The sequence below is a fragment of the Mycolicibacterium cosmeticum genome (assembly GCF_000613185.1).
Lineage (GTDB): Bacteria > Actinomycetota > Actinomycetes > Mycobacteriales > Mycobacteriaceae > Mycobacterium > Mycobacterium cosmeticum.
The window spans coordinates 1,879,387-1,906,208 of sequence record NZ_CCBB010000003.1 but is presented as its reverse complement, the minus strand read 5'-3'; the positions used below and the strand labels follow the sequence as shown (position 1 = coordinate 1,906,208).

General features: G+C 66.2%; 24 protein-coding genes. 18 read left to right on the top strand and 6 right to left on the bottom strand.

Going from position 1 to position 26,822, the window contains the following annotated elements; genetic code table 11:
* Positions 1-5 precede the first annotated feature (5 nt).
* The 3 genes from BN977_RS28485 to BN977_RS28475 are packed head-to-tail and all read right to left on the bottom strand — an operon-like array spanning position 6 to position 3,165.
* Positions 6-839, bottom strand: a complete 834-nt coding sequence (locus BN977_RS28485; protein ID WP_024449862.1) for a mycofactocin-coupled SDR family oxidoreductase — start codon at positions 837-839, stop codon at positions 6-8.
* Positions 836-1,639 (bottom strand): mycofactocin-coupled SDR family oxidoreductase, encoded by an 804-nt coding sequence (locus tag BN977_RS28480; protein ID WP_036403295.1) that lies wholly within the window; start codon positions 1,637-1,639, stop codon positions 836-838. The genes BN977_RS28485 and BN977_RS28480 overlap by 4 nt, the downstream gene beginning before the upstream one ends.
* The gene (locus tag BN977_RS28475; protein ID WP_234709724.1) at positions 1,639-3,165 is read right to left on the bottom strand and encodes a flavin-containing monooxygenase; all 1,527 of its coding nucleotides are present in this window, start codon (positions 3,163-3,165) and stop codon (positions 1,639-1,641) included. Before BN977_RS28475 ends, BN977_RS28480 begins: the two co-directional genes overlap by 1 nt.
* A 213-nt stretch (positions 3,166-3,378) precedes the next feature.
* Here BN977_RS28475 and BN977_RS28470 point away from each other — a divergent pair, with 213 nt between their 5' ends.
* From BN977_RS28470 to BN977_RS28445, 6 genes are all read left to right on the top strand, one after another.
* On the top strand, positions 3,379-4,470 hold the full coding sequence (locus BN977_RS28470) for a ferredoxin--NADP reductase (RefSeq protein WP_036403291.1): 1,092 nt from the start codon (positions 3,379-3,381) through the stop codon (positions 4,468-4,470).
* Between the two features lie 103 nt (positions 4,471-4,573).
* Positions 4,574-5,755 carry an acyl-CoA dehydrogenase family protein gene (locus BN977_RS28465; RefSeq protein WP_036404680.1) on the top strand — a complete coding sequence of 394 codons (1,182 nt, stop codon included), beginning with the start codon at positions 4,574-4,576 and terminating at the stop codon, positions 5,753-5,755.
* Positions 5,756-5,768: 13 nt separating this feature from the next.
* The gene (gene bphC, locus BN977_RS28460; RefSeq protein ID WP_036403288.1) at positions 5,769-6,677 is read left to right on the top strand and encodes a biphenyl-2,3-diol 1,2-dioxygenase; all 909 of its coding nucleotides are present in this window, start codon (positions 5,769-5,771) and stop codon (positions 6,675-6,677) included.
* Positions 6,674-8,140: an FAD-dependent oxidoreductase gene (locus tag BN977_RS28455; RefSeq protein ID WP_036403285.1), complete on the top strand. Its 1,467-nt coding sequence runs from the start codon at positions 6,674-6,676 to the stop codon at positions 8,138-8,140. The genes bphC and BN977_RS28455 overlap by 4 nt, the downstream gene beginning before the upstream one ends.
* Positions 8,141-8,318: 178 nt before the next feature.
* Positions 8,319-9,155 (top strand): IclR family transcriptional regulator, encoded by an 837-nt coding sequence (locus tag BN977_RS28450; RefSeq protein ID WP_024449855.1) that lies wholly within the window; start codon positions 8,319-8,321, stop codon positions 9,153-9,155.
* Complete coding sequence (locus BN977_RS28445; protein WP_024449854.1) at positions 9,152-10,075, top strand: LipP1 family hormone-sensitive lipase; 924 nt, start codon at positions 9,152-9,154, stop codon at positions 10,073-10,075. The genes BN977_RS28450 and BN977_RS28445 overlap by 4 nt, the downstream gene beginning before the upstream one ends.
* On the opposite strand, the gene BN977_RS28440 is transcribed toward BN977_RS28445, so the two are convergent.
* Positions 10,052-11,287, bottom strand: coding sequence for an NADH:flavin oxidoreductase (locus BN977_RS28440; RefSeq protein WP_036403280.1), 1,236 nt, complete (start codon positions 11,285-11,287; stop codon positions 10,052-10,054). The two genes, BN977_RS28445 and BN977_RS28440, sit on opposite strands and share 24 nt — an antisense overlap.
* Positions 11,288-11,815: 528 nt before the next feature.
* Between BN977_RS28440 and BN977_RS33600 the strand changes: the two genes are divergently transcribed.
* Positions 11,816-12,385, top strand: a complete 570-nt coding sequence (locus BN977_RS33600) for a Dabb family protein (RefSeq protein ID WP_046873004.1) — start codon at positions 11,816-11,818, stop codon at positions 12,383-12,385.
* Here the strand turns inward: BN977_RS33600 and BN977_RS28430 are convergent.
* Both BN977_RS28430 and BN977_RS28425 read right to left on the bottom strand, forming a co-directional pair.
* On the bottom strand, positions 12,382-13,269 hold the full coding sequence (locus BN977_RS28430; protein ID WP_036403279.1) for an SDR family NAD(P)-dependent oxidoreductase: 888 nt from the start codon (positions 13,267-13,269) through the stop codon (positions 12,382-12,384). The genes BN977_RS33600 and BN977_RS28430 overlap by 4 nt on opposite strands.
* Entirely contained in the window at positions 13,266-15,191 is a 1,926-nt protein-coding gene (locus tag BN977_RS28425; protein WP_036403277.1) for a flavin-containing monooxygenase, read from the bottom strand. Before BN977_RS28425 ends, BN977_RS28430 begins: the two co-directional genes overlap by 4 nt.
* Positions 15,192-15,293: 102 nt before the next feature.
* On the opposite strand from BN977_RS28425, the gene BN977_RS28420 reads away from it, so the two are divergent.
* The 11 genes from BN977_RS28420 (at position 15,294) to BN977_RS28370 (ending at position 26,795) form a co-directional block, all read left to right on the top strand.
* Positions 15,294-16,880: a fatty acyl-CoA synthetase gene (locus tag BN977_RS28420; RefSeq protein ID WP_051562184.1), complete on the top strand. Its 1,587-nt coding sequence runs from the start codon at positions 15,294-15,296 to the stop codon at positions 16,878-16,880.
* An 11-nt stretch (positions 16,881-16,891) separates the two neighbouring features.
* Entirely contained in the window at positions 16,892-17,998 is a 1,107-nt protein-coding gene (locus BN977_RS28415) for a zinc-binding dehydrogenase (RefSeq protein ID WP_036403275.1), read from the top strand.
* 27 nt (positions 17,999-18,025) lie between these two features.
* Positions 18,026-19,450, top strand: a complete 1,425-nt coding sequence (locus BN977_RS28410) for an aldehyde dehydrogenase family protein (protein ID WP_036403273.1) — start codon at positions 18,026-18,028, stop codon at positions 19,448-19,450.
* Entirely contained in the window at positions 19,447-20,223 is a 777-nt protein-coding gene (locus BN977_RS28405) for a crotonase/enoyl-CoA hydratase family protein (RefSeq protein ID WP_036403270.1), read from the top strand. The genes BN977_RS28410 and BN977_RS28405 overlap by 4 nt, the downstream gene beginning before the upstream one ends.
* Positions 20,224-20,225: 2 nt before the next feature.
* Entirely contained in the window at positions 20,226-21,389 is a 1,164-nt protein-coding gene (locus tag BN977_RS28400; protein ID WP_036404673.1) for an acyl-CoA dehydrogenase family protein, read from the top strand.
* Positions 21,386-22,453 carry an acyl-CoA dehydrogenase family protein gene (locus tag BN977_RS28395; RefSeq protein ID WP_051561967.1) on the top strand — a complete coding sequence of 356 codons (1,068 nt, stop codon included), beginning with the start codon at positions 21,386-21,388 and terminating at the stop codon, positions 22,451-22,453. The genes BN977_RS28400 and BN977_RS28395 overlap by 4 nt, the downstream gene beginning before the upstream one ends.
* A 73-nt stretch (positions 22,454-22,526) precedes the next feature.
* On the top strand, positions 22,527-23,027 hold the full coding sequence (locus tag BN977_RS28390; RefSeq protein WP_024449843.1) for a hypothetical protein: 501 nt from the start codon (positions 22,527-22,529) through the stop codon (positions 23,025-23,027).
* Complete coding sequence (locus tag BN977_RS28385; RefSeq protein ID WP_036403267.1) at positions 23,024-23,887, top strand: SDR family NAD(P)-dependent oxidoreductase; 864 nt, start codon at positions 23,024-23,026, stop codon at positions 23,885-23,887. The genes BN977_RS28390 and BN977_RS28385 overlap by 4 nt, the downstream gene beginning before the upstream one ends.
* Position 23,888: 1 nt before the next feature.
* Positions 23,889-24,929 carry an alpha/beta hydrolase gene (locus tag BN977_RS28380; RefSeq protein ID WP_036403264.1) on the top strand — a complete coding sequence of 347 codons (1,041 nt, stop codon included), beginning with the start codon at positions 23,889-23,891 and terminating at the stop codon, positions 24,927-24,929.
* Positions 24,916-25,992: a hypothetical protein gene (locus BN977_RS28375; RefSeq protein ID WP_036403261.1), complete on the top strand. Its 1,077-nt coding sequence runs from the start codon at positions 24,916-24,918 to the stop codon at positions 25,990-25,992. The genes BN977_RS28380 and BN977_RS28375 overlap by 14 nt, the downstream gene beginning before the upstream one ends.
* Before the next feature lie 20 nt (positions 25,993-26,012).
* Positions 26,013-26,795 (top strand): SDR family NAD(P)-dependent oxidoreductase, encoded by a 783-nt coding sequence (locus BN977_RS28370; protein WP_036403259.1) that lies wholly within the window; start codon positions 26,013-26,015, stop codon positions 26,793-26,795.
* The last annotated feature ends 27 nt before the right edge of the window (positions 26,796-26,822 follow it).

The following is a 26,822-nucleotide window of genomic DNA, read 5'->3' as shown; positions in this document are numbered from 1 at the left end:
GTCGGTCATCGTTGGGTTGCCCCCGCATCGACGGGCAGGGTGACGGCGGTGATATACCGTGCCTCATCTGACGCGAGGAACAGGCAGGCGTTGGCGACGTCGACCGGGTCGACCCAGGGAACGGCGAGCAGGTTCATCGCGCCCGCGGCGTCGGCGAATTCCGACCGGGTGGGCGGGCGATCCAAATCCGGGCGGAATGCGCTGCGCACGACGTCATTCTGAATCATGTCGGTGTCGACGTTGGTCGGGTGCACGCAATTCACCCGGACGTTGTGCGGTGCCAGGTCGTGAGCAAGGCTGCGCATCAGCCCCACCACGCCGTGCTTGGCCGCGGTGTAGTGCGCCACCCCGACCAGACCACGCAGCCCGGCAATGGAACTGACCAGGATCATGGAGCCCGCCCCGCGGTCGATCAGGTGCGGCGCCGTCGCAGCACAGGTACTCCACACGCCGGTGAGATTGATGTCCAGCATGGTGCGCCACGTCGCTTCGGACATCTCATCGGCGAGCGCGCGCGACGTGATGCCCGCAGTGGCGCAGACGATGTCGATACCGCCGAACGCAGTGGCGGCACTGTCGGTTGCGTGGCGAAGGGCGGCCGGGTCACGTACGTCGACGATTTCCGTGACGATGCGGCCACCGACCTGCCGGACCAAGCGGGCGGTCTCGTCCAGATCCTGTGGGCCGCTGGGAGGAATCCGCACGGTGTCGACAGGCCCGCAGATATCCATGGCGATGATCGCCGCGCCTTCTTGGGCGAATCTGACGGCCTGAGCGCGTCCGATACCGCGAGCCGCGCCGGTGATCAGTGCGGTCTTGCCTGCCAAACGCGCGCTCATGTGGTCTTCTGGGTCAGGCCCGCATCGACGACCAGCTGGGTACCCGTGATGTATCGGGCGTCATCGGACGCGAGGAACACCGCGGCGTTGGCCACATCGACCGGTTCGACCCAGGGCACCGGGAGCAGGTTGCGGGCGGCGAGGACCTCGACGGCGTCGGCCTCAGTGGGATTGGTCAGATCGGGACGGAGCCGCTTGTAGGTGGCGGTGTTGCGCACCATCGGCGTCGCGACAGCTCCCGGGTGGATGGTGTTCACCCGGATCCGTCGCGATCCAAGTTCATTGGCCAACGTGCGGGCCAGCCCGACGACGGCATGCTTGCTGGCGGTGTACGGCGCGGTGCCTGCGGTACCGCGCAGGCCATTGGTGGAGCTGATGATCACCACCGAGCCACCGCCCGGCCCGATATGCCGGACACCGGCTTTGACGGTGTGCCACACACCGGTGAGGTTGATGTCGAGGGTGCGCTGCCAGTCCTGGGGGCTGATGGTCCACGCCGGTGCGGACGCAGTGTGGATGCCTGCGTTGGCGACGATGACATCGAGGCGACCGAGGGTGCGCACCCCGGCGTCAACCACCGCGGTGACCTCGGTCGCGTCCGCGACATCGCCGACACCGGCAAAGCTGCGTCGCCCGCGCCCGTGCACCTGCGCGGCCGTCTCCTTCAGGTCATCGGCGGCATGCCGGTGATCGAGCATGATGACATCGGCACCGGCCTCGGCGAAACGCCGGCAATGCACGCGACCCGTGCCCCGGCCTGCGCCGGTGACCAGGACAACCTGGTCGCGCAGATCAGGCATCAGGGTGCCTTCAACAGATCGAATCCTTTGTAGCGGGCGGCCGCAGCTTCGTTGCAGATGTCCAGGTAGGTCCCGAACCCACCCAGGAAGAGCATGAACATCCGGGGCTTTCCGGGAATGTTGGCGCCCATGTACCAGGAGTTGGCCTTGGTGAACAGGGTGGCCTCGGCGCGTTGCGCACATTCGGCGACCCAGTTGTCCACCGCGTCGACGGTCGGTTCCAGGGCTGCGTAACCGTGGGTGTCGAGATAGGTGATGGCGTCGGCGATCCAGTTGATGTGCGCCTCGGCGTGCAGCACCATGTTGGCCAGCACCGCGGGCGCACCGGGGCCGGATACCAGGAACAGGTTGGGGAAGCCGTCGGTGCCCAGTCCCAGGTAGGTGCGCGGTCCGGCCGCCCAGTCGTCAACCAGCTTCTGGCCACCGCGCCCGACGATGTCGATCTTGGCCAGCGTGCCGGTCATCGCGTCGAATCCGGTGGCCAGCACCAGGGCATCGATGTCGTAGTGCTTGTCCTCGGTGTTGATCCCGGTTTCGTCGATCGACTCGATCGGCGTCTTGCGCACGCTGACAAGCGTGACGTTGTCACGGTTATAGGTTTGGAAATAGTTGGTGTCGGTGCAGATCCGTTTCGTGCCGATCGGATGGTCGGTGGGGATCAACATGTCGGCGAGCTGTGGATCGTCGATGACGGCGCGGATCTTGTTCTCGTAGAACTTGCGCGCCTCCTCGTTGGCCTCCAGGGTGATCATCTGATCGCTGAACGTCTTGGAGAACAGCACACCGCCGAGCTCCCAGCGCCTCTCAAACGCTTCCTCGCGTTCCTGCGGGCTGGCCTCCATCGTCAATTTCGGGTGCGCCACGTGCGGCGAGCCGCCGCCACTGCGCCATGACATCCTGCGCCGCTCGGCGTAGTTCGCCTTGATGTCGGCGATCTCCTCGGCGGTCAGTGGGCGATTACCGGCCGGCACACTGTAATTCGGCGTGCGCTGAAAGACGTACAGGTGGTCGGCTTGTTCGGCGATGATCGGGATCGACTGGATGCCCGAGGATCCGGTTCCGATCACTGCGACCCGTTTGCCACTGAAGTCGACGTTCTCGTGTGGCCAGTGCGCCGTGTGGTAGATCTCCCCGCCGAAGCTGCCCAAACCCGGGATGTTCGGTGTCACCGCGGCCGACAGCGGACCGGTGGCCATGACCACGAATCGGGCATCAACCGATTCGCCCCCATCGGTGCCGACGGTCCAGCGCAGGGTGTGCTCGTCCAAGATCGCCGAAACCACCCTGGTGTCGAAGGTGATATCGCGCCGCAAATCGAGCTTGTCGGCCACCCAGTTGATGTAGCGAAGGATCTCGCCTTGGGTCGCGTACTTCTCGGTCCAGGTCCACTCCTGTTGGAGCTCATCGGAAAACGAGTAGCAATAGTCCACGCTCTCGACATCACAACGCGCCCCTGGGTACCGGTTGTAGTACCAGGTGCCGCCAACATCCGGGGCGGCTTCGAACACCCGCACCGACAGCCCCATCGAACGGAACTTGTGCAGCGCATACAGGCCACCGAAGCCAGCCCCTACCACCACGACATCCACACGGCTACTCGAGCTCACCCGCCGTACGGTAGGCGTCCGCCCCGACGGTGCCCGCCGCTCTTCCCGGTCACCGGACGGATTGAATGGGTATCCCGACTATCGGACGGGCCGGGTTGGCCCGCGCCGCCATCACGGTCAGACTCACCGAACATGACCGACCTCGAGTGCGCGGCCGACACGGCGGGCATGGGCCCCTCGATGTCCAGGGGTGTCCGAGTGACGGTGGCCGACGTCATCGAGGAATGTCCCGACGCCCGCTCGCTGGTGTTCACGGTGCCCGACGATCAACGCGCCCGCTTCGCCTACCGGCCCGGGCAGTTCTTGACGCTGCGCGTGCCCAGTGACCGGACCGGCTCGGTGGCTCGGTGCTACTCGCTGGCCAGCTCACCGCACACCGATGCCGAACTCAAGGTCACGGTGAAGCGGACCGTCGGAGGCTACGGTTCGAACTGGTTGTGCGACAACATCTCCCCGGGCGACACCATCGAGGTGTTGCCACCGTCGGGGACGTTCACGCCCGAGAACCTGGATGCCGATTTCCTGTTGTGGGCGGCCGGCAGCGGGATCACGCCGATCATCTCGATCGTGAAGTCGGTGTTGGCAGCCGGAACGGGTCGGGTGGTGCTGTGCTACGCCAACCGTGACGAACGATCGGTGATCTTCGCCGCCGAGTTGCGCGAGCTCGCCGCTCGTTATGCGGGCCGGCTGAGCGTGTTGCACTGGCTGGAGTCGCTCCAGGGTCTGCCCACCCGCGCCCAGATGAGTGGGTTCACGCGAACCGTCTATGCCGCATCTGCGGGGTTCGAGTCGTTCGTCTGTGGTCCCGCACCGTTCATGACCGTAATCAAGGAGGCGCTCGCCGAGGTGGGGGTGCCGCGCCGGCAGGTGCACCTCGAGGTGTTCCAATCGCTGTCGGGTGACCCTTTCGCCGACGAGGCAGCCACTGCGGCAATCGATTCCGATGACGGTGATGCGGCCACCTTACGCGTCGACCTGGACGGATCCAGCCATCAGCTGCGCTGGCCGCGGAGCGCGACGCTGGTCGACGCTCTGGTAGCGGCGGGTGTCGACGTGCCCTATTCCTGCAAGGAGGGGCAGTGCGGATCGTGCGCCGCCACCGTGGTGCGCGGTGAGGTGGAGATGGCCCGGTGCGACATTCTGGAACCCGAGGATCGCGCCGAAGGGCTGATCCTCGGCTGCCAGGCCCGGCCGGTCTCCGATGACCTGTACATCGAGTTCTGAGCGTCACCCGCGGAACAGATTTCCGCTGACCGGGAACGGTCTTCGCCCGCGTATACGAGGCGATAGATCATCTCTGAAGAGCCCTCGACGATAGGACCACATGATGACCGAGCGGGTAATCGACCGGGTGCGCGACATGGCAGACCAGCTGCGCAGCCAAGGACCTCAAGCCGAGACGATCGGCAAACTCACCGACGACACGGTCAAGCTCATGAAATCGGCGGGCAACATCCGCCTTCTGCAACCGAGCACCCACGGCGGTCTGCAGGTTCATCCGCGAGAATTCGCCGAGACGGTGATGGCCACGGCCGCCCTCGATCCCGCGGCCGGCTGGATCAACGGCGTGGTGGGTGTCCACCCCTACCAACTGGCCTATGCCGACCCGCGGGTGGCCGCCGAGATCTGGGCCGACGATGTGGACACCTGGGTGGCCTCCCCCTATGCCCCTCAAGGTGTGGCTGTGCCGGTCGAAGGCGGCTACCTCTTCAACGGCCGCTGGCAGTTCAGCTCGGGCACCGACCACTGCGACTGGATTTTTTTGGGCGCGATGATCGGTGACGCCGACGGCAAGCCCCTGATGCCACCCCAGATGCTGCACATGATCCTGCCGCGCAAGGACTACGAGATCGTCGAGGACTCCTGGAACGTCGTCGGATTGCGCGGCACCGGTTCCAAGGACGTCATCGTCAAGGATGCCTTCGTACCGTCCTACCGCACCATGGACGCGATGAAGGTGATGGACGGCACCGCTCAGCGTGAGGCCGGAATGACCGAGACGCTCTACCTGATGCCGTGGTCGACGATGTTCCCGCTCGGCATCAGCTCGGCAACCATCGGCATCGCAGAGGGCGCGCTGGCGGCCGCCCTCGATTACCAGCGTGAACGGGTGAATTCCAGCGGTGTGGCCATCAAGGACGATCCCTACGTGATGTACGCGATCGGTGAGGCCGCCGCCGACATCAACGCAGGCCGCCAGGAACTACTGGCCAATGCCGACCGCATCTTCGACATGGTGGACGCCGGCAAGGAGGTGTCTTTCGAGGACCGCGCGGCCGGTCGGCGCACCCAGGTGCGCGCGGTCTGGCGCGCGGTCTCGGCCGTGGACGAGATCTTCGCGCGCTGCGGTGGCAACGCAGCCCGGATGGACAAACCCCTGCAACGGTATTGGCGCGATGTACACGTCGGCCAGGCCCACGCCATCCACGTTCCCGGCACGGTGTACCACGCCTCGGCGCTCAGTTCGCTGGGTGTCGACCCGCAGGGCCCGCTGCGGGCGATGATCTGAGAGGACAGCTCACATGGGACTGATCAAGAGCCTCGGCTATGTCACCGCTTCGACCGCCGATATCGAGCGCTGGCGCCATTTCGCCTTCAACGTGCTCGGATTCGCCCAAGGGCAGGGACCGCGCGACGACGCGCTGTATCTGCGCATGGACGAACGCGCCGCCCGCATCATCATCGTGCCCGGCGAGGTCGACAAGATCATGACCGTCGGGTGGGAGGTACGTGACCACGCCGAACTGGAGCGGGTCAAGGCCGCCCTCGACGCCGCCGGGGTGCCGTTCAAGCAGCTCTCGCTGGAAGAGGCCGACACCCGGCGCGTCGAGGAGGTCATCGCCTTCGAGGATCCGGCCGGCACCGCCGTGGAGGTGTTCCACGGTGCGGTGCTGGACCATTCCCCCGTCATCACGCCGCACGGGGCGCGGTTCGTCACCGGCGACCAGGGTCTGGGGCATGTGGTGCTGCCCGCACTCGACGTCAACGGCTTGTTCGAGTTCTACACCGAGGTCTTGGGCTTCAAGTCCCGCGGCGCATTCCGCGTTCCGGTTCCGCCGGAGTTCGGCCCGGTACGGGTTCGGTTCATGGGCGTCAATCAGCGCCACCACAGCTTGGCGATCTGCCCCGCTCAGACGTTGCGTGATCCCGGGCTGATCCATCTGATGGTCGAGGTCGACACCCTCGATGCCGTCGGGCAGGCCCTGGACCGAGTCAACACCGAAGGCTTCCAACTGTCCTCGACGCTGGGCCGCCACACCAACGACAAGATGGTGTCGTTCTACGTCCGCAGTCCCGGCGACTGGGACATCGAGTTCGGCACCGAAGGGATGCGCGTCGACGAATCCTCCTACACCGCTGAGGAAATCACCGCCGACAGTTATTGGGGCCACCAATGGGTGTCGGACCTTCCCGCCGCGATGCGCCCATGACCCCCGGCGACGACGTCCACCCCATCCCGATCAGCGCGGTGACCGAGTGGGCCGACGAGGCCGACGTGGTGATCGCCGGTTACGGTGTCGCCGGTGCCGCCGCCGCAGTGGAGGCTGCACGCGCCGGGGCGGACGTGCTGGTACTCGAACGCACCAGCGCATGGGGCGGTGCGGCCGCCATGGCGGGTGGTTTCATCTACCTCGGCGGCGGAACAGCCCTCCAAAAGGCATGCGGCTTCGAGGATTCACCGGAGAACATGGCCGCCTTCCTCAACGCCGCCATGGGGCCAGGCGCCGACGAGCACCGTATCGCCGACTACTGCGCAGGCAGTGTCGCGCACTTCGACTGGCTGGTGGGCTGCGGGGTGCCCTTCAAAGCCGAATTCTTCGGAGAACCCGGTTGGGAGCCGATAGGCGACCAGGGGCTGATGTACAGCGGCGGCGAAAATGCCTACCCGTTCAACACGATTGCCGAGCCCGCGCCGCGCGGGCACATACCCCAAATGCAGAACAAGAAGCAAGGCGAGTCCAGCGCCGGTTTCATGCTGATGAAAGGCCTCGTCGACACCGCGACGGCGGCCGGAACACGGTCGCTGTACGACGTGCGTGTGCAGTCGCTGATCGTGGAATCCGACGGCCGCGTCGCGGGTATCCGGGCCCGGCGCTACGGCACCGTCGTCGATATCCGCGCCCGCCGCGGCGTCATCCTGGCCACCGGCAGTTTCGCCTACAACGCCGGCATGGTCACCCGGTACACGCCCCGCATCGCCGGGCGACCGGCCGCCTCGGTCGAGCAGCACGACGGGCAGGGCATCCGGATGGCGCAGGCACTCGGGGCTGACCTGGCGCACATGGATGCCACCGAGGTGGCGCTGTTCATCGATCCCCAGCAGTTGGTGCGCGGAATCCTGGTGAACGAACGCGGTCAACGCTATGTCGCCGAGGACACCTATCCGGGCAGGGTCGGGCAACTGACGCTGTATCACCAGAACAACACCGCGTACCTGATCATCGACGGCGACGCCCAGGAGGAGGCGATAGCGTCCCTGACACCGCGGTTGATGCTTCGGCCGCCGACGTGGGTCGCCGACACCGTCGCCGATCTGGAGGCCGAAATCGGGCTACCGCCGAACTCGTTACGGGCCACCGTCGATGCATACAACGAGGGCGCGTCGCGCGGCGAGGATCCGCTTTTGCACAAGAAAGCGCAGTGGCTCAACCCGATCAAATCCCCGGTGGGTGCCATCGACCTCCGCGACAGCACCGGTGGCTTCACCCTCGGTGGTCTGCACACCTCCCTTGATGCCGAGGTGCTGCACGTCAGCGGCGAGCCCATCCCCGGTTTGTTCGCCGCCGGGCGGAGTGCCGCAGGCCTGGCGGCGTGGGGCTACGCCAGCGGCGTGTCCCTCGGCGATGGCAGTTTCTACGGACGGCGCGCCGGTCGCGCCGCCGCAATCGGGTAACGCCCCGGCGGCGCGCTGCGCCGAGTCGATCCCCTGGAGTCCCCCTGTCGCGTATGCGACAGGGGCTTCTGTCGTGACCCAATTCGAATCTTGGCCGATATGTGACAAGCGGCACAGCAGTGTGCTACAAACAGTCATATTACTAATAGTCATATCCGAGCCTGATGGGAGATCTCTCATGACAATGACTGTCGAGAAGACCGCCGAGACGCCCAGTGCTGTCATCGACCGAATCTCTCTGGTGCTGGACGCCTTCGACGGGCCGGGTCGCCTCACCTTGGCGCAAATCGTGCGCCGTACCGGCCTCCCCCGGTCCTCGGCACACCGCATGCTGGAGCGCCTGGTGCACCTGCGGTGGCTACGGCGCGACGGCCGCGACTACGAGCTGGGCATGCGACTCGTGGAACTCGGGTCCCTGGCGGTGCATCAGGATCGCATCCATCGGGCGGCCATCCCCTTGCTCCGCGACCTGCACCGCGCCACCGGACTGGTTGTCCATCTGGCCGTCCTCGACGGCGCCGACGTGGTGTACCTGGAGAAGATCGGAGGCCAGATGGTCACCGCCATCCCCACCCGTGTCGGAGGACGCCAGCCCGCGCATTGCACAGCTGTCGGCAAGGCCATCCTCGCCGACAGCCCTTCGGCACAAGTCGACCTCGACCGCCGCAGGACGCGGTTCTCGATCGGGTCGAGTCATCAATTGGCAGCCGAACTGGCCAAGGTCCGCGCGCACGGCGTCGCCTTCGAACGCGAGGAATCCCTTCCCGGCTTCGGTTGTGTCGCAGCGCCGATCGGTCCGGCCGGTGCCGCGGTCGCGGCCGTGTCGGTGTGCGGCCCGATGAACCGGATGAGCTTCGACCAGAAGTTGACAGCACCCGTACGCATGACGGCGATGGGCATTTGGCGCAATGCCGAGGACGGTCCGGAACGAGTGGCACCGACCTTGCAGCCGCTGCGTCCGCTGCGTGGCGGTCCCGGGAACGGCCAGGTCCCGGGCGCCCTGCTGCCGGCATGACGCTCGACGCGCAGATCGCGGGCGTGATCGAAACCCTCGACTCCGGTTTCCCGCCCGTGCACACGATGACCGGCGAGCAGGCCCGGGCAGCGATCCGCGCCCGTTTCGTCGCCAACCCTGATCCCGAACCCGTCGGTTCGGTGGAGAACTACCAGATCCCGGTCGACAACGGCCGCCTCGATATCCGCGTGTATCGACCACACACGGCAGAGCCGGCACCCCTGCTGATATATGCCCATGGCGGCGGGTTCGTATTCTGTGACCTGGACAGCCACGACGGGTTGTGTCGCAGTTTGACCAACCTCGTTCCGGCTGTTGTCGTCTCGGTTGCCTACCGATTGGCACCCGAGCACCGGTGGCCCACCGCGGCGGAGGATCTCTACGCCGCCACCTGCTGGGCCAGCGAGCATGCGGTCGACCTGGGTGCCGACCCGACGAAGGTGGCCGTCGGCGGAGACAGTGCCGGCGGAAATCTGGCGGCCGTGGTCGCCCTGATGGCCCGCGACCGCGGGGGCCCGACTCTGGCGGCCCAACTACTGCTGTACCCCGTGATCGCCGCCGACTTCGACACACCGTCATATCGGTTGTTCGGCCGTGGTTTTTACAATCCGCGTCCCGCGTTGCAGTGGTACTGGGATCAGTATGTTCCAGCCGTCGGTGATCGGGTCCACCCTTACGCATCACCACTGCAGGCCACGCTCACCGGATTGCCGCCCGCGGTGATCGTGCTGGCTGGCCACGATCCGTTGCGCGACGAGGGCATTGCCTACGCCGACGCCCTGGAGGCCGCCGGTGTGCCGACGACGCGGTGCGCGTTCGAAGGCGGCATCCACGGGTTCATGACGATGCCGATGTTCGATATCGCCCAGCGCGCCCGCCGGCAAGCCGGCCGCGCCTTAGGTCAGCTGCTCGGCGACTGACAGATCCGGGGTGCCGCGGTCGGGCGTGGCGGCAGCGCCGTAGCGCTGGACCGGGTCCAGCACACAGTGCGTGCGCCCGAACACGGTCACCATGCACTTGTTGTTGTGATTGCACCGACTACGGGAACCCGGTTCGGCCATCATGACGTTCACCCGGTCGGGCTCGCGCAGAAGCGCCCTGCCCATGGCGAGGAAATCGAAACCCTCCCGCAGTCCGGTCTCCAGATGCTCGCGATCGGTGATGCCGCCCAGCAGAATCAGCTTGGTATTGCTCATGACGGGCACGAACTGACGCGCAGCCTCCAGCATGTAGAGATTCTGATACGGATACACCCCCATCGTCCGCTTGCCGAACAACCTGATCGCCGGACGCAGTGCCGGTGGCATCACCGTGGCGAATTCCCGTACCGGCACGTCGCCGCGGAACAGGTACATCGGTTTGTACACCGATGACCCCTGGGTGAGTTCCAGCGCATCCAGAGTGGCATCGCCGTCGAGGAGTTGCGCTGTGCGAAGCGCCTCGTCTATCCAGATGCTGCCGGGAAGGCCGTCATCCATGTCCAGTTTGGCGATCACGGCAATCTGGTCATTTACCACCGCACGCACATGCTCGGCGATCTCGCGCACCAGCCGCGAGCGGTTGTCGATGGAGCCACCGTAGCTGTCTTTGCGGCGGTTGATCAGTGGGCTCAGGAATGAGCTCGGAAGGTAGAGGTGACCGAAATGCAACTCGACGGCATCGAATCCGGCGTCGACGGCAACCTGGGCGGCGGAACCGAATTGCTTGATCACCGTGCGAATTTCGTCGGTGCTGATCGCCCGGCAGTAGGCGAAGGAGGTCGGGTTGATGAACCTGCTGGGTGCCACCGCGGTGACGCCGGTGAGCGCGCGCTGCGCGACCACGCCGGCGTGCCCGAGCTGCGCCGAGATCGCCGCACCCGCCTGGTGCACGGCATCGGTGAGCTTGCGCAGACCGAGCAACGCGGCCACGTTCATGACGATCTGTCCCGGAGCGCTGGCCGCCTCGGGTGAGACGCAACAGTACGCGACGGTGGTCATCCCGACACCACCCTCGGCGAAGGATCGGTGAAACGCGATCAGGTCGTCGGTGACCATGCCATGCGGTGAACGGCCTTCGGACGTAGCGGCTTTGATCACGCGATTGCGCAATGTGATAGGTCCCAGCCGGGCTGGGCTGAACGGATCCGTCATTGCCCTACCATCGCGCGGCGCGGGCCGCGGTCGACGGCGGATTCCCGATGGTCGGGAGAGCATCGACACCGCCTGGGTCCCAGACCATAGCCTCGGGCCATGTCGGAGGTCCTCGTCGTCGACCGGGTGGTCACCGAGCCCGGATGTGCTCGGCGCTTCGTGGATTCCTACCTGGCCGGATACGCCCCCGCGGCGCGGCGCCGCGGCATGACGCTGCGCGAAGTCCTGGTCAGCCCACCCATCTGGTTCGACGATCGGGCCAACGTCGTCACCATCACCTGGTCGCTGCCCGATGCCCAGGCGTGGTGGCGCATGACCTGGCAGGGCCGTCCCGACCCCGCGGTGGCGCAATGGTGGGACAGCGTGTCCGATCTCATCACGCAACGCAGCCGCAGCGTCGCCTCGGCCGCCGCCGACGTGACCGTCGAGGACGTGCCGGCGCTGCCGCCGGCCACCTCGGAACACTCCGTCGAGACGCTGGGCGTGACGCGTCTGATCGAGACCACCGAGACCGATCGCGAGCGGATCATGGCTGAGCTCCGCGCCGCTGCGCAGCGCAGTGGCGCGCTCACCTGGATCGTGCAGCCGACGCTGCCCGGTTCACGCAATGGCGGCGATATCCTGGCCCACCTGCGGTTCGCCGACGACACCGCCTGGCGGCAAGCCGATTTCGACACCGTACTCGATGACCCGGCGATCACCCATGTCAACGGTGCAACCTACCGCGGCCGCGCACGACATCGAGGCACCGGGACGGTGTATCGCACCCTGCTGCTGCGGGTCACCCCCGAGACCGACGCGGCCACGGTGGCGGCGTTCGAACATGAACTGGCGATGATGCCACGCTATGTCTCGACGATCACGGCGTGGCAGCTCAGCCGCGTCGACGAGGCGATCGGGACCAGTGAGTGGACCCATGTCTTCGAACAGGAATTCACCGACGTCGACGGCTTGATGGGCCCGTATCTCATGCATCCGATCCACTGGGCGGTGGTGGATCGCTGGTTCGACCCCGAGACCACCGACATGATCGTCCGCGACCGGGTGTGCCACAGCTTCTGCGCGGCGCCCGAATCGATACTGCGCCAACCGGTCTAGACGCCGGCCGACAGGATGTTGGGATTGGCCGCCGCCGGTGGTTGCAACGGCGGCAACACCGTACGCCCGTCCAGGGATCGCACGGTCAGCTGTTGAGACCAGGGATAGTGCAGGCTGAACGCAACCAGCCCGGTGCGTTCGGCTGCGGGCAGATGGCTCATCGCCAAGACGGTCTCGGCCAGATACTCCACCGGCTCGGTGGGAAAACTGTCCGGGATGAGCGAGGCCGCTCCTGGCGTACGGACGGCAGTCGAGGGCCCCACGCAGTTGACGGCGATGTTGTCGTCGAGTAACTCGGCCGCGACTCCCTGTGTGAATCGGTGCAGGGCCGCCTTGCAGGAGGCATAGATCACGTCACCGGCAGTCTTGTTGTAGTCACGGTACGGCCGCACCGGAGCCACACCGGTGACCGAGCCGATATTCACGATCCAGCCGGCTCTTTGGTTGCGCATATGTGGGACAGCACATTTGGTCAACACGAAGGGTGTCTTCAGATAGTGTTCGACAGTGCGGTCGAAGGTGTCCATCGGCATGTCCTCGACCTTCGCGTAGTCGGCGAAGCCGGCATTGTTGACCAGGATGTCGATCCGGCCGGTGCGCTCGACCACCGCATCGACGAGCGCGGTCCGCGCGGTAGCGTCCTCGAGGTCGGCGGCCACACCGAAGGCGGTCCCGCCGGCTCGCTCGATGAGGGTGACGGTTTCCTCGATGGTGCCGGCGATGGCCTCGCTCCGTCCGGCGCGGGTGGACACCGACGGCGTGTATGCGCGTGCGGTCACCGCGACGGTGGCGCCTTCGGCAGCCAATCGTTGTGCGATCGCCCGACCGATCCCGCGGCTGCTGCCCGTGACCAATGCCGTTCTCCCGGCGAGTAAGTGGGTCATCGCAGGATGAAGTCTGCTTCGATCGGTGCGCGGTGCTGCCGCCACAGGTCGACCAACCGAAACGGTGTGGCCACCACCACCCGACCCGACTGCGACCGATAATAGGTGTGCGCGTTCGGGGTGTGGCACCAGACGGTGTCCTGCATCGCTTCGTCGATATCCGCCACGTAGTCGTTGAAGGCGCGCTCGGTGACTTCGATGGTCGATGCGCCCCGGATGGCCATCAACTGCAGGCACTCCAGGATGTAGTGCGCCAGGACTTCCATCGAGAAATTGGCGCCGGCGCCGTGGCCGGGACTGTAGTTGGGTGCCGAGGTGATGAACAGGTTCGGGAACCCGGGAACGGTGCCGCCGCGGTAGGCGCTGGGGCTCTTGCCCCACACGTGCGCCAGGGTCTTGCCGTCGCGCCCGCGAATATCGACGGTCGACAGGAAGTCCAGGTGGTAGCCGGTGGCATAGATGATGACATCCAGGTCGATCTGGCGGCCGTCGGCGGTGACGATGCCGGCGGCATTGACCTCCGCAGGTTCACTGGCTTCCACGTCGACATGCTCGCGGGTCAGCGCGGCGTAGTACCCGCCGGGATCGCGGATGATGCGCTTGCCGTACGGCGCGAAGTCCGGTGTGACTTTTCGTGCCAACTCGGTCCCCGCCCCGAACGTCTCATCGATGTACTCCAAGCACATCTGCAGCAGCACATCATTGGCCGGTGAAATGGACAGGTGCGTCTTGGACCACTCCGGGTCTTGCAGGATGACCGGGTAATTGTTGTCCGCGGTTGCCCAATACGACTTCAGGCGATGCCAGTTCGCGTAATACGGCAGCGCCCTGCCCAAGTACCTCCGATACTCGGGCACCTCATCGGAGCGTCGTTTGCGCGGCGCCACCCAGTGCGGTTGGCGCTGGAACACCGTCAGATGGTCCACCTGATCGACACAGGCGTCGACGATCTGCACGGCTGTGCAACCTGCCCCGATGACCGCGACCTTCTTACCCGTCAGATCCAGCTCGGTATCCCACTGTGCCGAGTGAATACTGCGGCCGCCGAACGTCTCCCGACCCTTCAGCTCGGGCCACCGTGGGCGATTCAGATAGCCCGCCGCGGTCACCACCACGCTGGCGTAGTCGACCCTCTGCGTACCGTCCGCATCCCGCGAACGGATCTGCCACTGCTGCCGTTCCTCGTCCCACCACAGCGCTTCGACCTCGGTGCCGAACCGGATGTGGCGGCGTAGATCATGCTTGTCGGCGAGCGCCACCAGGTAGGACTGGTACTCCGCGCCTTGCGGATAGTAATGAGACCAATCCGGGTTCACTTCCCGAGACAGCGAGTAGTAGGCCGACGGCGTATCCACACCGATACCGGGGTAGGTGGTGGTCAGCCAGGTGCCGCCCACCTCGTGATTGCGTTCGAAGATCTCGAAATGCACACCTTCCTCGGCGGCGGCCAGGGCCACTGCAATCCCGGCGATACCCGCACCGATGATCACCATCGTCGTCGACTTCGGGATCGGCGTCGTCCTGGGCAGTGTCGGCTGTGACGGCCGGAAACCACCCTGCTCCAGAAGGAGATCCACCTGCTCGTCCTCGACCGGTGTACCCAGTGCCACCGGCAGCAACCGGGCGAACAACTCCCGGTCATCGGGGGCGATGGCATCGGCGGCCCGCGGTCGGTCGAGGGCGTCGATGATCGCGTCGGCCAGTTCGGCAGCTGCCTTGGCGCTGGTGCGCCCGGCGCGCTCGGGCGGATCGAGCACATAGGTGATCTCGGTGGCGAACCGATCGATGACGGACGCATCGCCGGTCATCTGCGCCAATACCGCGACCAACACACCGGGGTCGGCCGCCAACAGATGGCGTCGCAGCGTTTCCCGGTCGGCGGCGTGATCCGCGAGCGAGGACGGTTCAGTGGTGGCGGTCATGGAATCGAGTATCGAAGGCGACGACCGGTGCTCCCCCCGCCTTGTCTACTGAGCGGGAGACGAACCACCACAACGTGGGTCGCCGCGCTTACTGTGCCGCTCATGCACTCCGACGACCTGGCCGCGGTCATCGCCCGGGCTCGCAGCCACAGTCTGGCCGATATCCCCCGCCGGTCGGCCCGCAGACAGCCCGACAAGACGGCGATCATCGACGGCGACGTCGTGCTGAGCTTCGCCGACTTCGACGCTGCGGTGGACCGGGCCGCCGCGGCATTGCACGAACACGGCCTGCTGCCCGGCGATCGGCTGGCACTGCTGTCGCGCAACTGTTGGCAATACGCCGTGCTGGCCTTCGCCACCGCCCGCGCAGGCGTGGTGCTGGTGCCCATCAACTTCATGCTCAAGCCCGAAGAGATCTCGTTCATCCTCGGGCACAGTCGGGCCGGTGGTTTCATCGTCGGGGATGGTCTGCTCCAGGTGGCCGAGCAGGCAATGGCCCTGGGCTCCTCGGTACGGACGAAAGTGGCGTTGCTGCCCGCCGGGCAGCGCAGCCCCCGTGGTTGGGATGACTTCGCCGAATGGCTGACCACCACGGCGCGGTTGCCCGACTGCCACCTCGATGACGATCAGCTCGTGCGGGTGATGTACACCAGCGGCACCGAGTCGCGGCCCAAAGGCGTGATGCACAGTAGCCGCAGCTTGATGTGGCAGTACGTCAGCACGATCACGGCCGGCGCCATGACCGGTGACGACATCGAAATCCACTCGATGCCCCTGTATCACTGCGCACAATTGGACAACTTCCTGGCCACCGACATCTACCTCGGGGCGACCAGCGTCATCCTCCCGCGGCCCGATCCAGCACTGGTATTGCGCGCCATCGAGCGCCACCGCGTCACCAACTACTTTGCGCCACCGACGGTGTGGATCAGCTTGCTGCGCAGCCCGGTGTTCGACGAGGTGGACCTGTCCTCGCTGCAGAAGGGGTACTACGGCGCCTCGCCGATGCCCACCGAGATTCTGCACGAGATGCGCGACCGGCTCCCCAACCTGCGGCTGTGGAACTTCTACGGGCAAACCGAGATGGCCCCGCTGGCGTCGGCGTTGCGGCCCGAGCAGCAGGACGCGCACGCCGGTGCCGCGGGCCGACCGGTCGTCAACGTCGAAACGATCATCCTTAACGAGGAGAACGCCCCCGTACCGGTCGGGACTGTCGGGGAGATCGCGCACCGCAGCCCACACCTGATGCTCGGCTACCTCGACGCGCCGGACCAGACGGCCCAAGCATTCGCCGGCGGCTGGTTTCACTCCGGCGATCTGGGCTTCTACGACGAGCACGGCCTGCTGCATGTGGTGGACCGCAAGAAGGACATGATCAAAACCGGCGGGGAGAACGTCGCCAGCCGTGAGGTCGAAGAAGTGCTTTACCGGCACAACGGCATCGAAGAGGTCGCGGTATTCGGGATAGCGCACCCGGTCTGGGTCGAGGCCGTGGTCGCCGCCGTGGTGGTGCGTGCCGGCGCCGATGTCACCGAAGACGCGGTACTGCAACACTGCCGCGCCCATCTGGCCGGCTTCAAGATCCCCAAACAGGTTTTCTTCGTCGACGCCCTGCCCAAGAACCCCAGCGGCAAGCTGCTCAAACGCGACCTGCGCGAGCAATTCAGCCGCGAATTCATCAGCAACTGAAGGGAAAACACGTGTATCAGGGTCGTATCGCCCGGTTCGACGAACCCAGGACGCCGTTCCAGATCGAAACGGTCACCCTGCCCGAGGTCGGCCCGGGTGAGATCCTCATCCGCGTCCTGCGCGCCAACATCTGCGGATCAGATGTGCACGCCTGGCACGGAACCTTCGCCACCCGCGGTCTGGGCGGGCAGCTGCCCACCGTGCTCGGCCACGAAATGGTCGGCGCCGTAGCCGCTCTCGGCGCCGGCGTGGCCACGGACTCCAACGGCAAACCGCTGCGTGAAGGCACCCGGGTGGTGTTCCCCTACTTCTACAGCTGTCACGTCTGCCGCAACTGCCTGGCCGGACGGCGCAACGCCTGCCTGAACCTCACCATGGCGATGCTGAGCCGGGCCGACCAGCCCCCATACTTCGTCGGAGGATACGGCGACTACTACCTGCTGCCCGCCGGAGCGGTCGTCTATACCGTGCCCGACACCGTCAGCGACGAGATCGCCGCCGGCGCCAATTGCGCCCTTTCCCAAGTGATGTACGGACTCGAGCGGGTAGATCTGCAACTCGGTGAACACGTCGTGATCCAGGGCGCCGGGGCGCTGGGGCTGTATGCGATCGCGGTGGCGAAGGCTCGCGGAGCCGCCAACATCATCGCCATCGACGGCATCGCCGAGCGGCTGGAGCTGGCCACCGCTTTCGGTGCAGACACCGTCATCGATCTCAACGCGGTCACCACGCCCAAGGAGCGCGCCAAGGCGGTGCGCAAACACACCGACGGCCACGGAGCCGATGTCGTGGTCGAGGTGGTCGGCCATCCCTCGGCGATAGAGGAGGGCCTGCAGATGCTGTCCCAGTTCGGCCGCTACGTCGAGATCGGCAACATCAATGTCGGGCAGACGTTCCCGTTCGACCCGTCGCGCTTCGTCTTCACCAACAAGACGATGGTCGGGGTGTCGCTCTACGACCCGGCGGTTCTGTCGCGCGCGTTGACCTTCCTCGACCGCCACCAGCATCAGCTGCCCCTCGACCGGCTGGCCGCAGCGTCCTACCCGCTCGACGACATCAACGCCGCGTTCGCCGCTGCCGAGGGCAAGCGCGACGTCCGCGCCAGCCTGATTCCCTGAGCGCCTCGCACCGAAAAGGACATCGTCATGCCTCAATTCGAACGTCCCGCCCTGTTCATCGACGGCGAGTGGGTGGCCCCGTCCGGCGGCGGTGTCGTCGACGTGATCGATCCGGCCACCGAGAAGGTGATCGGTTACGTACCGGAGGGCGGCACCGCCGACGCCGACGCCGCCGTCGCGGCCGCCCGGCGGGCGTTCGATCCGGCCATCACCGTCGCCGAACGCCGGTCCCGGCTACAGCGGGTCATCGACGCCATGGAGAAGCGTCTCCCCGATATCGCGCACCTGATCACCGCCGAGATGGGCGCACCGGTGCGTGTCGCGCAGACGGTGCAAACTCAGGTTCCGCTGGCCGTGGCCCATGGATTTGCCGATGTGATGGACACTTTCGCATTCGAAGAGCGCATCGGCAACTCACTGGTGTTGCGTGAACCGTATGGTGTGGTCGCGGCCATCACCCCGTGGAACTACCCGCTGTACCAGGTCGTGGCCAAGGTGCTGCCGGCAATCGCGGCCGGCTGCACCGTCGTGCTGAAACCGAGTAACGAGGCTCCGCTATCGGTGTTCGAGTTCATCGAGGCATGCCAGGACGCCGGACTCCCACCCGGGGTGATCAACGTCGTCTCCGGGCCCGGACGCGTCATCGGCGAGCATCTGGCGGCACACCCCGACGTCGATTTCGTGTCCTTCACCGGCTCCACCAGCGTCGGGGCCCGGGTCGGGGAACTGGCCGGCCGGTCGGTGAAAAAGGTGGCGCTGGAGCTGGGCGGCAAGTCCGCCAACGTGATTCTCGACGGCGCCGATCTGGCCACCGCGGTGAAGGTGGGCGTCGGTAACGCATTCCTCAACGGCGGACAGACGTGCATGGCGTGGACCAGGATGCTGGTGCCCACGGCGCATTACCAGGAGGCCCTCGGGCTGATCGAGGCCGCCACCGCCCGTTACACCGTGGGTGATCCCTGGGATCCGGGCACCCGCATCGGACCTTCGGCGTCCCGCGCCCAGTTCCAAACGGTGCGCGGATTCATCGAGCGCGCCCAGTCCGACGGTGCCCGCCTGCTCGTCGGTGGGGCCGACCCTGTGCACGAGAAGGGCTTCTTCCTGGCGCCGACGGTGTTCGCCGACGTCGACCCCGACTCCGAACTGGGCCAGGAAGAAGTGTTCGGCCCGGTGCTCGCGGTCATCCCCTACCGCGATACCGATGATGCCCTGCGCATCGCCAACGGCACCCCCTACGGGCTCTCCGGTGCCGTATGGGCTGCCGATGACGACACCGCGATTGCGTTCGCGCGCGGCGTGCAGACCGGCCAACTCGACATCAACGGCGGTGCTTACAACCCGGCCGCCCCGTTCGGCGGCTACAAGAAGTCCGGTATCGGTCGGGAGCTGGGTCGGTTCGGGTTCGAGGAATACCTCCAGACCAAATCCCTTCAGCTCAAGGAACACGCATGAGTGCACCACTGGACATCCGCACCGAGGGCGGTGTCCAACTCTGGACGATCGACCGCCCAGAAGTCGGCAATGCCATCACCGGCAAGGACGTCATCGCGGCGTTTGAAAGTGCGATCGATGCCGCCAACCAGGACAACGAAATTCGGGCGATCATCCTCACCGGTGCAGGCAAGATCTTCTCCGCCGGCGGCAACGTCAAAGAGATGGCCGATCGGTTGGGCATGTTCGGCTTGGCGGCCATCGACCAGCGCCGGGCCTATGTGGACGGAATCCAGCGGATCCCCCGAGCCCTGGCCCGTTTGGAAGTACCACTGATCGCCGCCGTCAACGGCGCCGCCATCGGCGCCGGCTGTGATCTGGCCATGATGTGCGATATTCGCATCGCCTCCGAACGCGCCTCTTTCGCCGAGAGTTTCGTGCAATTGGGTTTGATCCCCGGCGACGGCGGCACCTGGTTTCTGCCGCCGGCCATCGGGTATGCCCGGGCCGCCGAGATGACGTTCACCGGCGAACGCATCGATGCGGCCACCGCGTTGGAGTGGGGTTTGGTCAACCGAGTGGTGCGCCACGATGACCTACTGGAACAAGCCCGCGTCCTGGCCGACCGGATCGCCGTCAATCCCCCACACGCGTTGCGGATGGCCAAGCGACTACTGCAGGAATCGCGAGCGGGATCGCTGGAATCGACCCTTTCATTGGCCGCGGCCATGCAGCCGCTGGCCCACCATGACTCGGAACACGACCGGCGCATCGCGAAATGGAGGAGCGTATGAGCGTGGCGTTCCCGCGATTGGTGCCGCCGGCGGCAACCAGCCCCGATACCGATGCCCTGCGGCAGGAGGTCCGCGCGTTCCTGGCCGAGCAACTCAGCACGGGGGCCTACACCCCGGCGGTGGACGGGTGGCTGTCCGGATGGGACGAAACGTTCACCAAGGCCCTGGCTGAGCGCGGTTGGCTCGGGATGACAGTGCCGCGGCAGTACGGCGGGCATGGTCGCTCATTCCAGGAGCGTTTCGTGGTGACCGAGGAATTGCTCGCCGGCGGCGCACCGGTGGCGGCACACTGGATCGCCGATCGGCAGATCGTTCCCTCGCTGCTCAAGTACGGCACCGAAGAGCAGAAGGCGGTGTTCCTTCCGCGCATCGTCGCCGGAGAGTGCTTCTTCGGAATCGGGATGAGCGAACCCGATTCCGGTTCAGATCTGGCCAGTGTGCGTACCCGCGCAGTGCGTGTCGACGGCGGCTGGTCGATCACCGGCACCAAAGTGTGGACTTCGGGAGCACACCGCGCGCACGCCTTCATCGTGCTGGCCCGCACCGCTGCGGTGGATCCTGCGCATCGGCATGCCGGGCTGAGCCAGTTCATCGTCGATCTGCACTCCCCCGGCGTGCAGATCCGGCCGATCATCGCGATGAACGGCTCGCACCACTTCAACGAGGTCGTCCTGGACGCCGTGTTCGTTCCCGACACCATGGTCTTCGGGCACATCGGCGACGGCTGGACCCAAGTCACCTCGGAGCTCAGCTTCGAACGCAGCGGCCCAGAGCGGTTCCTGTCCACCTTCCCGCTGCTGGCGTACGCCGTTGACCGGATCGACACCACGAACGTTGCTGCCCAAGCAGAGTCCGGTGATGTCGAACTGGGCCGGCTGGTGGCGCAGGTGGCCGGCCTGCACCACATGTGTACCGCGGTGGCTGGTGCCCTGCAGCGCGGGGAGACACCCGACGTACCGGCCGCAGTGGTCAAGGTGCTCGGCACCACCGTGGAGGGCGATATCGCCGACTTCGCCGACCTGCGCACGGGTGACGAGACCGCACCGCCACCGGTGTGGGCCGATCTGGTCAGCGCGGCGGTCGACCAACGCCCCGGCTTCACGTTGCGCGGTGGAACCAACGAAGTGCTGCGCGGCGTGATCGCGCGCGGGTTGGGTATGCGATGAACGCCCCCGACCTGACCAGGACCACCGCGCCGGCGGTGGACGCCGATCTGAGCGCCATGATGGACGCGGTCTTTGCCGATTACCGGGCCGGCAGCGCCGAACGCGTGCCTGGACGGCGTGCGACCCTCGATCGCGCTCTGTGGCGCCGCTTGGACGACCTCGGGTTGGTCCGGCTCACCGGAGCCGAGGCCTCGGGTGGCAGCGGCGCCGGTTGGCGCGAGGCGGCCGAACTACTGTCCTGCGCCGTGCGGCACGGTGTGCGGGTGCCGCTTGCCGAGCACGACCTGCTGGCAAATTGGCTGTGGGAAGCGGTGACCGGCGATTCCGGCGATGACTGCGTGCGTACCGTGTGCGTGCTGCCCAGAGACGGGCATGCCGAGGTGCCGGTGCCGTGGGCCGGCGAGGTTGACCGCGTCGTGGTGGTGTGGCCGTCAGGCCCGGAGTACCGCGTCGTCGATCTCGCGACGACGGCACTGGCGATCGGCCCGAGGACCAATCTGATCGGCGAACCACGCGATGTCGTCGTCGTCGACCCGACACCGCACAACGGACACCCGGTCTCGCCCGCATTGGTCACCCAGCTCAAGCAGAAGGCAGCTCTGGTCCGGGCCGTACAGGTGTGCGCCGCGCTGGACCGCGCCGTGCAGATGTCGGTGGAGCATGTAAGCACTCGTCTCCAGTTCGGGCGTCCGCTGGCGAAATTTCAGGCGATCCAGAATCTCGTCTCCGACGCCGCGGCCCAAGCAGCGCTCGCACGTTCGGCCACCGAAGCCGCGCTCAACATGGCGATCGAAACTCACTGGAAATCACCGTATCTGGCCTTCCAGATAGCGGTGGCCCGCTCCTGCGCCGGTCACGCGGCGTCGGTGGTCACCCGCAACAGCCATCAGGTCCACGGTGCGATCGGCACGACACACGAGCACCGGCTACCCGAATTCACCCGCGCGGCACTGGCTTGGCGATGCGAGTTCGGTTCCGTGCATTTCTGGGATGGGCAGGTCGCCGCGGCGGCCATGGCCGCGGGCCAGAAAGGCTTGTGGGAGTTGATCGCTGCCGGCAGCTGAGCGGACCATACGCTGTTCCGCTGACCGGTCACCGCCGGTGTCAGCGCGGCCGCGTCGGGGTTGACTCCTGCATATGAGCAACGAGTTGACCCTCCCCGAGGTCCAGGAATTCATCGCCGGCTTCTGGTTCCACTACGACCAGGGACATTTCGACGAGCTCGCCGCCCGCATCGATGACCAGATGACCTATCTGAGCCGCTCGGATTCCGGGGCGTGCCCCTTCGAGCATCTGCTTGCCGCCGACCTGACCGGTGGGGCCGAGACACTGGCCTGGCTCACCGCGCACCGCAACGAGAATCCGTACCCGCTGCGCCACCACGCCACCAACATCTTCCGCACCGGTAGCCAGCCCGGTCCAGACGGTGACGTCACCACCGCCCGGTTCTACCTCTACGTCAACCAGGTCACCAACAACATTCCCTTCGACGTCTCCAGCGGAGTGGTCGACGTCGGCATCCGGCGCCGCGGTGACGGCTTGGTGTTCACCTCGATGACCGTCGTGCTCGACGCGGAGGACTCGATCCCGTTCGCCGAACACGCCGCCAAGACCTCGGCCACCTCTCAACCGGCGTGAACGCACGCGAAACCTTCAGCGGCGGTGTAGCGGTCATCACCGGGGCAGGCGCCGGGATCGGTGCCGGCTTGGCGCGCCACGCCGCGCGGCTGGGGATGACGGTGGTGCTCGTCGACGTTGACGCCGCTGCGATTGCCGCCCTGCGAGAAGAGCTGTGCGCTGCAGGCGGTTCCGCACACGACATCGTCTGCGATGTTCGGGACGCTGTCGCCGTGCAGACCATGGCGGACCGGGTGTACCAGGATGTCGGAGCGGTACGCCTGCTGGTGAACAACGCCGGCGTCGAACAGTTCGGCTACCTCTGGGATACACCGGTCGACAACTGGCAACGCGTCATGGATATCAATGTCAGCGGGGTCTTCCACGGCATCCGCGCCTTCCTGCCGCACATGATGGCCACCGAATCGCCGGCATGGGTGTGGAACCTGTCCTCGATCGGCGGCGTCGCCGTCGTTCCGCTGCAGGCACCCTACATCGTGAGCAAGCACGCGGTGCTGGCCCTGACCGAATGCCTGCACCTGGAAGTGCAGGCCGCCGGCCACGATCATCACCTGCACATCCAGGCGGTATTGCCGGGCGCTGTGGTGTCCAACATCTTCGAGTCCGCCGGCGGCGTGCAGTCCGGTGACACCGGAGCTGCCGAGGCGCAGCGCAGCGCGATGCTCGACATCAAGGCCGAGGCCATGGACCCGCTGTCGGCGGCAGAAGTGGTGTTCGAGCAGGCCGCTGAAGGCAAGTTCTACCTGCTCACCCAGCCCGATTACGTCGGGTCCGCCATGTCGGAGCGGGCACGTGTGCTGACCAGTCAGGAAGCGCCACGACTGCGCACCGAACGGCGCTTCGACCCGGCCCAGAACTGAAATGCGTTCGCCACAACTGGATCCGGACGCCGCCGCACGCGTCGCCGCCATGGGAGCGCTGGCGCCAATGCGCACCCGGGGACTCGCCGCCGTACGGGCCGGTATCGAATCCGCCCCCCACCCCGACATGCCGACCATGGCGGCCATCGAGGATGTGACCGCACCGGGACCCGCCGGCCCGATTCCGATCCGGCTGTACCGGCCCAAGACAGCTTCCCGCCAACCGGTTCTGGTCTATTTCCACGGCGGCGGCCTGGTCATGGGATCCAACCACTCCTTCGAGCCGCTGGCCCGAGAACTGGCGCGGGCCAGCGGGGCCGTGGTCGCCGCCGTGGAGTACCGGTTAGCACCCGAGGCTCCGCCGCCCGCCCAATTCGACGATGCCTACGCCGCCACCGAATGGGTCTCGGCGCAGGCAGACGACCTCGACGTCGACGCCGGTCGGCTGGCGGTGGTGGGCGACAGCGCAGGGGGTTCCCTGGCCGCGGCGGTTGCCTTGGCTGCCCGTGACCACGGCGGGCCGCCGCTGGCCGCGCAGGTGCTGCTCTACCCGGGATTGGACCGCGACATGGGCGCACCGTCCATCACGGCGATGCCCGATGCTCCCCTACTGAGCCTCGACGATATCGCCTATATGCACGAAATCGTCGATCGTGTTGCGGGGACTCCGCATTCGCCATACCAGGTACCCGCCTACACCACCGAGGTGAGTGGTCTGCCCTCGGCCATCATCGTCACCGGTGAATGCGACCCCATCCGGGATTGGGGCGAACGTTATGCCACCCGCTTGCGCGACGCCGGCGTGCAGACCACCGTCACTCGCTATCCCGGTGTGTATCACGGATTTTTGATGCGCTCGGATGCCACCGCACGAGGTCGTCTCGCGATGGCCGAAACCGGTGCGCTCCTGGCCGCAAAGCTCGCCCATACCCAGCTGTCGAACGCGTGTCCCGATCACCGGACGCCCGCCACGCTGACAACCGCCGAGCTGTCCACAATCGAGGACCTCACCACCGAAGGAGAACACGATGCTGACCGATGAGCGTCGCCGAGAACTGTCCGATGTCCTGCGGCCCGTCGCCCCACCCCGCGAGATCAGCGATGTCTACACCGCCGACCAACGCGAGCGGCTTCTCGACGTGGTACGCACCCAGGGACCATGGAACCTGATCATCGCCCAGCACTTCGCCTCCGCCGACGAGCTGATGGCCACCATGAGCGGGGCCTTCCCCGAGGGGTTCACCCCGTCGCTCGATCTCTTCCTCACCCCGACCTTTCGCGGTTACCTGGCGAATTACGGCACGGTGCTCTACCCCGAGCTGCACGACTGCTTCTACAACGCGACCTTCCTGGAGCACGCCAAGAGTTACTGGAACGCCGAGTACGCCAAACCCGAACTGATGTTGTTCAACATCAACGGTCCGTGCGCCAACCGCGATCCGGGCCATCTGGACTCTCCGAGTTTCCGCGGCGTCCGCCACGAGAACGCCCCCACCTGGCTGTGCAGTGTGATGGGCAAGTCGGGTCTGTTCACCGACTATCTGATCAAGATGGCCCAGGTGATCACGTGGTTCTCGTTGGACGAGGGATCCGGGTTCACCTACTGGCCGGACGGGCCCCTCAAGGCTCCGGGCCGGGTACTGCCGCCGATAAACAACCGTGGTGTCGTCGTGCAGAACGAGATGATGGTGCACCGCGGGGAGGCCAACGGTCCACTGGAACAACAGGTGCCGGCGGGACTCGCCTTCGAGACCGTCTTCACCGGTGACCCGACCGACCGCGACGCCTGGTTGCTGAAGAACGGTGACGACGTCATCGCCCGGCACCGCACCGACGAACTGCGTTTCCTGGTGCACTGGTCGGCAGAAGTGTTCGCCGATTATGACGAGCTCCAGAAGAACATGGACGGCTCGGACGACCTCACCATCGACAAGGCGATCGACATGCTGGTCGACAACCTGAAGGGACAGGGCATCAACCTCGACATTCCCAGCGAGCCCCTGCACGACCCGGGGTTCATCGCGGCACTCAACGCCGCCTACGACATCGGCGCCCCGGCGATCTATCCCGCCGACGCCCCGCTGAGCGCGTTCCAGCCGGCTTGAGCACCGAAAGGCACTCCCCCATGGATCGATTCACCGACCGTCGCGTCATCGTCACCGGTGCGGGCTCCGGTATCGGCGCGGCCACCACGGCACGGCTGCTCGATGAAGGGGCCACCGTGGTCGCCTACGACATCTCCCCGGAGGGCCTGGCCTCCACCGCGGCGGCTGCCGAGGGGGCCGGCACCGACAAGCGCTTGAGCACCGCCGTGCTGGACATCTCGGTCGAAGACGACGTGATCGCCGCGGTGAACGCCGCGGTCGCCGACCTCGGCGGATTGGATGTCTTGGTCAACGTCGCGGCGATGCAGACCTGTTCGCATACCCATGAAACGACGCTGGCCGACTGGAATCGGACACTGGCGGTCAACCTGACAGGAACCTTCCTGATGACTCGTCAGGCGCTGCCCGCTCTGCTGGCCAGTGGGCACGGGGTGGTGGTCAACTTCACCTCCACCGCCGCCACCTTCGCCCACCCCTATATGGCCGCCTACGCCGCCAGCAAGGGCGGAATCCTGAGCTTCACGCATTCACTGGCACTGGAGTATTCCAAGCAGGGATTGCGTGCGGTCAACATCCAACCGGGTGGTATATCAACCGCTTTGGCCAACAGCACGTTGGACAAGATGCCTGAGGGATACGACCTGGGTTTGTGGGCCAAGCAGACGCCGCTGCTGCACGGTGACGAGAATGCGATCCTCGGCGACGCCAGTGCCGTGGCATCGGTGATCGCCATGGTCGCTTCCGATGACGGTGCGTTCATCACGGGCACCGAGATCCGCGTCGACGGCGGCGCCCACGCCTGAACGCGGCGGCATACTGGTGGACGATGC

What these genes read in the sequence shown, in the direction of transcription:
- BN977_RS28485 (WP_024449862.1), bottom strand. Translation starts at nt 839, where the DNA reads ATGAGCGCGCGTTTGGCAGGCAAGACCGCACTGATCACCGGCGCGGCT.
- BN977_RS28480 (WP_036403295.1), bottom strand. Translation starts at nt 1,639, where the DNA reads ATGCCTGATCTGCGCGACCAGGTTGTCCTGGTCACCGGCGCAGGCCGG.
- BN977_RS28475 (WP_234709724.1), bottom strand. Translation starts at nt 3,165, where the DNA reads ATGGGGCTGTCGGTGCGGGTGTTCGAAGCCGCCCCGGATGTTGGCGGC.
- BN977_RS28470 (WP_036403291.1), top strand. Translation starts at nt 3,379, where the DNA reads ATGACCGACCTCGAGTGCGCGGCCGACACGGCGGGCATGGGCCCCTCG.
- BN977_RS28465 (WP_036404680.1), top strand. Translation starts at nt 4,574, where the DNA reads ATGACCGAGCGGGTAATCGACCGGGTGCGCGACATGGCAGACCAGCTG.
- bphC (WP_036403288.1), top strand. Translation starts at nt 5,769, where the DNA reads ATGGGACTGATCAAGAGCCTCGGCTATGTCACCGCTTCGACCGCCGAT.
- BN977_RS28455 (WP_036403285.1), top strand. Translation starts at nt 6,674, where the DNA reads ATGACCCCCGGCGACGACGTCCACCCCATCCCGATCAGCGCGGTGACC.
- BN977_RS28450 (WP_024449855.1), top strand. Translation starts at nt 8,319, where the DNA reads ATGACAATGACTGTCGAGAAGACCGCCGAGACGCCCAGTGCTGTCATC.
- BN977_RS28445 (WP_024449854.1), top strand. Translation starts at nt 9,152, where the DNA reads ATGACGCTCGACGCGCAGATCGCGGGCGTGATCGAAACCCTCGACTCC.
- BN977_RS28440 (WP_036403280.1), bottom strand. Translation starts at nt 11,287, where the DNA reads ATGACGGATCCGTTCAGCCCAGCCCGGCTGGGACCTATCACATTGCGC.
- BN977_RS33600 (WP_046873004.1), top strand. Translation starts at nt 11,816, where the DNA reads ATGGCTGAGCTCCGCGCCGCTGCGCAGCGCAGTGGCGCGCTCACCTGG.
- BN977_RS28430 (WP_036403279.1), bottom strand. Translation starts at nt 13,269, where the DNA reads ATGACCCACTTACTCGCCGGGAGAACGGCATTGGTCACGGGCAGCAGC.
- BN977_RS28425 (WP_036403277.1), bottom strand. Translation starts at nt 15,191, where the DNA reads ATGACCGCCACCACTGAACCGTCCTCGCTCGCGGATCACGCCGCCGAC.
- BN977_RS28420 (WP_051562184.1), top strand. Translation starts at nt 15,294, where the DNA reads ATGCACTCCGACGACCTGGCCGCGGTCATCGCCCGGGCTCGCAGCCAC.
- BN977_RS28410 (WP_036403273.1), top strand. Translation starts at nt 18,026, where the DNA reads ATGCCTCAATTCGAACGTCCCGCCCTGTTCATCGACGGCGAGTGGGTG.
- BN977_RS28405 (WP_036403270.1), top strand. Translation starts at nt 19,447, where the DNA reads ATGAGTGCACCACTGGACATCCGCACCGAGGGCGGTGTCCAACTCTGG.
- BN977_RS28395 (WP_051561967.1), top strand. Translation starts at nt 21,386, where the DNA reads ATGAACGCCCCCGACCTGACCAGGACCACCGCGCCGGCGGTGGACGCC.
- BN977_RS28390 (WP_024449843.1), top strand. Translation starts at nt 22,527, where the DNA reads ATGAGCAACGAGTTGACCCTCCCCGAGGTCCAGGAATTCATCGCCGGC.
- BN977_RS28380 (WP_036403264.1), top strand. Translation starts at nt 23,889, where the DNA reads ATGCGTTCGCCACAACTGGATCCGGACGCCGCCGCACGCGTCGCCGCC.
- BN977_RS28375 (WP_036403261.1), top strand. Translation starts at nt 24,916, where the DNA reads ATGCTGACCGATGAGCGTCGCCGAGAACTGTCCGATGTCCTGCGGCCC.
- BN977_RS28370 (WP_036403259.1), top strand. Translation starts at nt 26,013, where the DNA reads ATGGATCGATTCACCGACCGTCGCGTCATCGTCACCGGTGCGGGCTCC.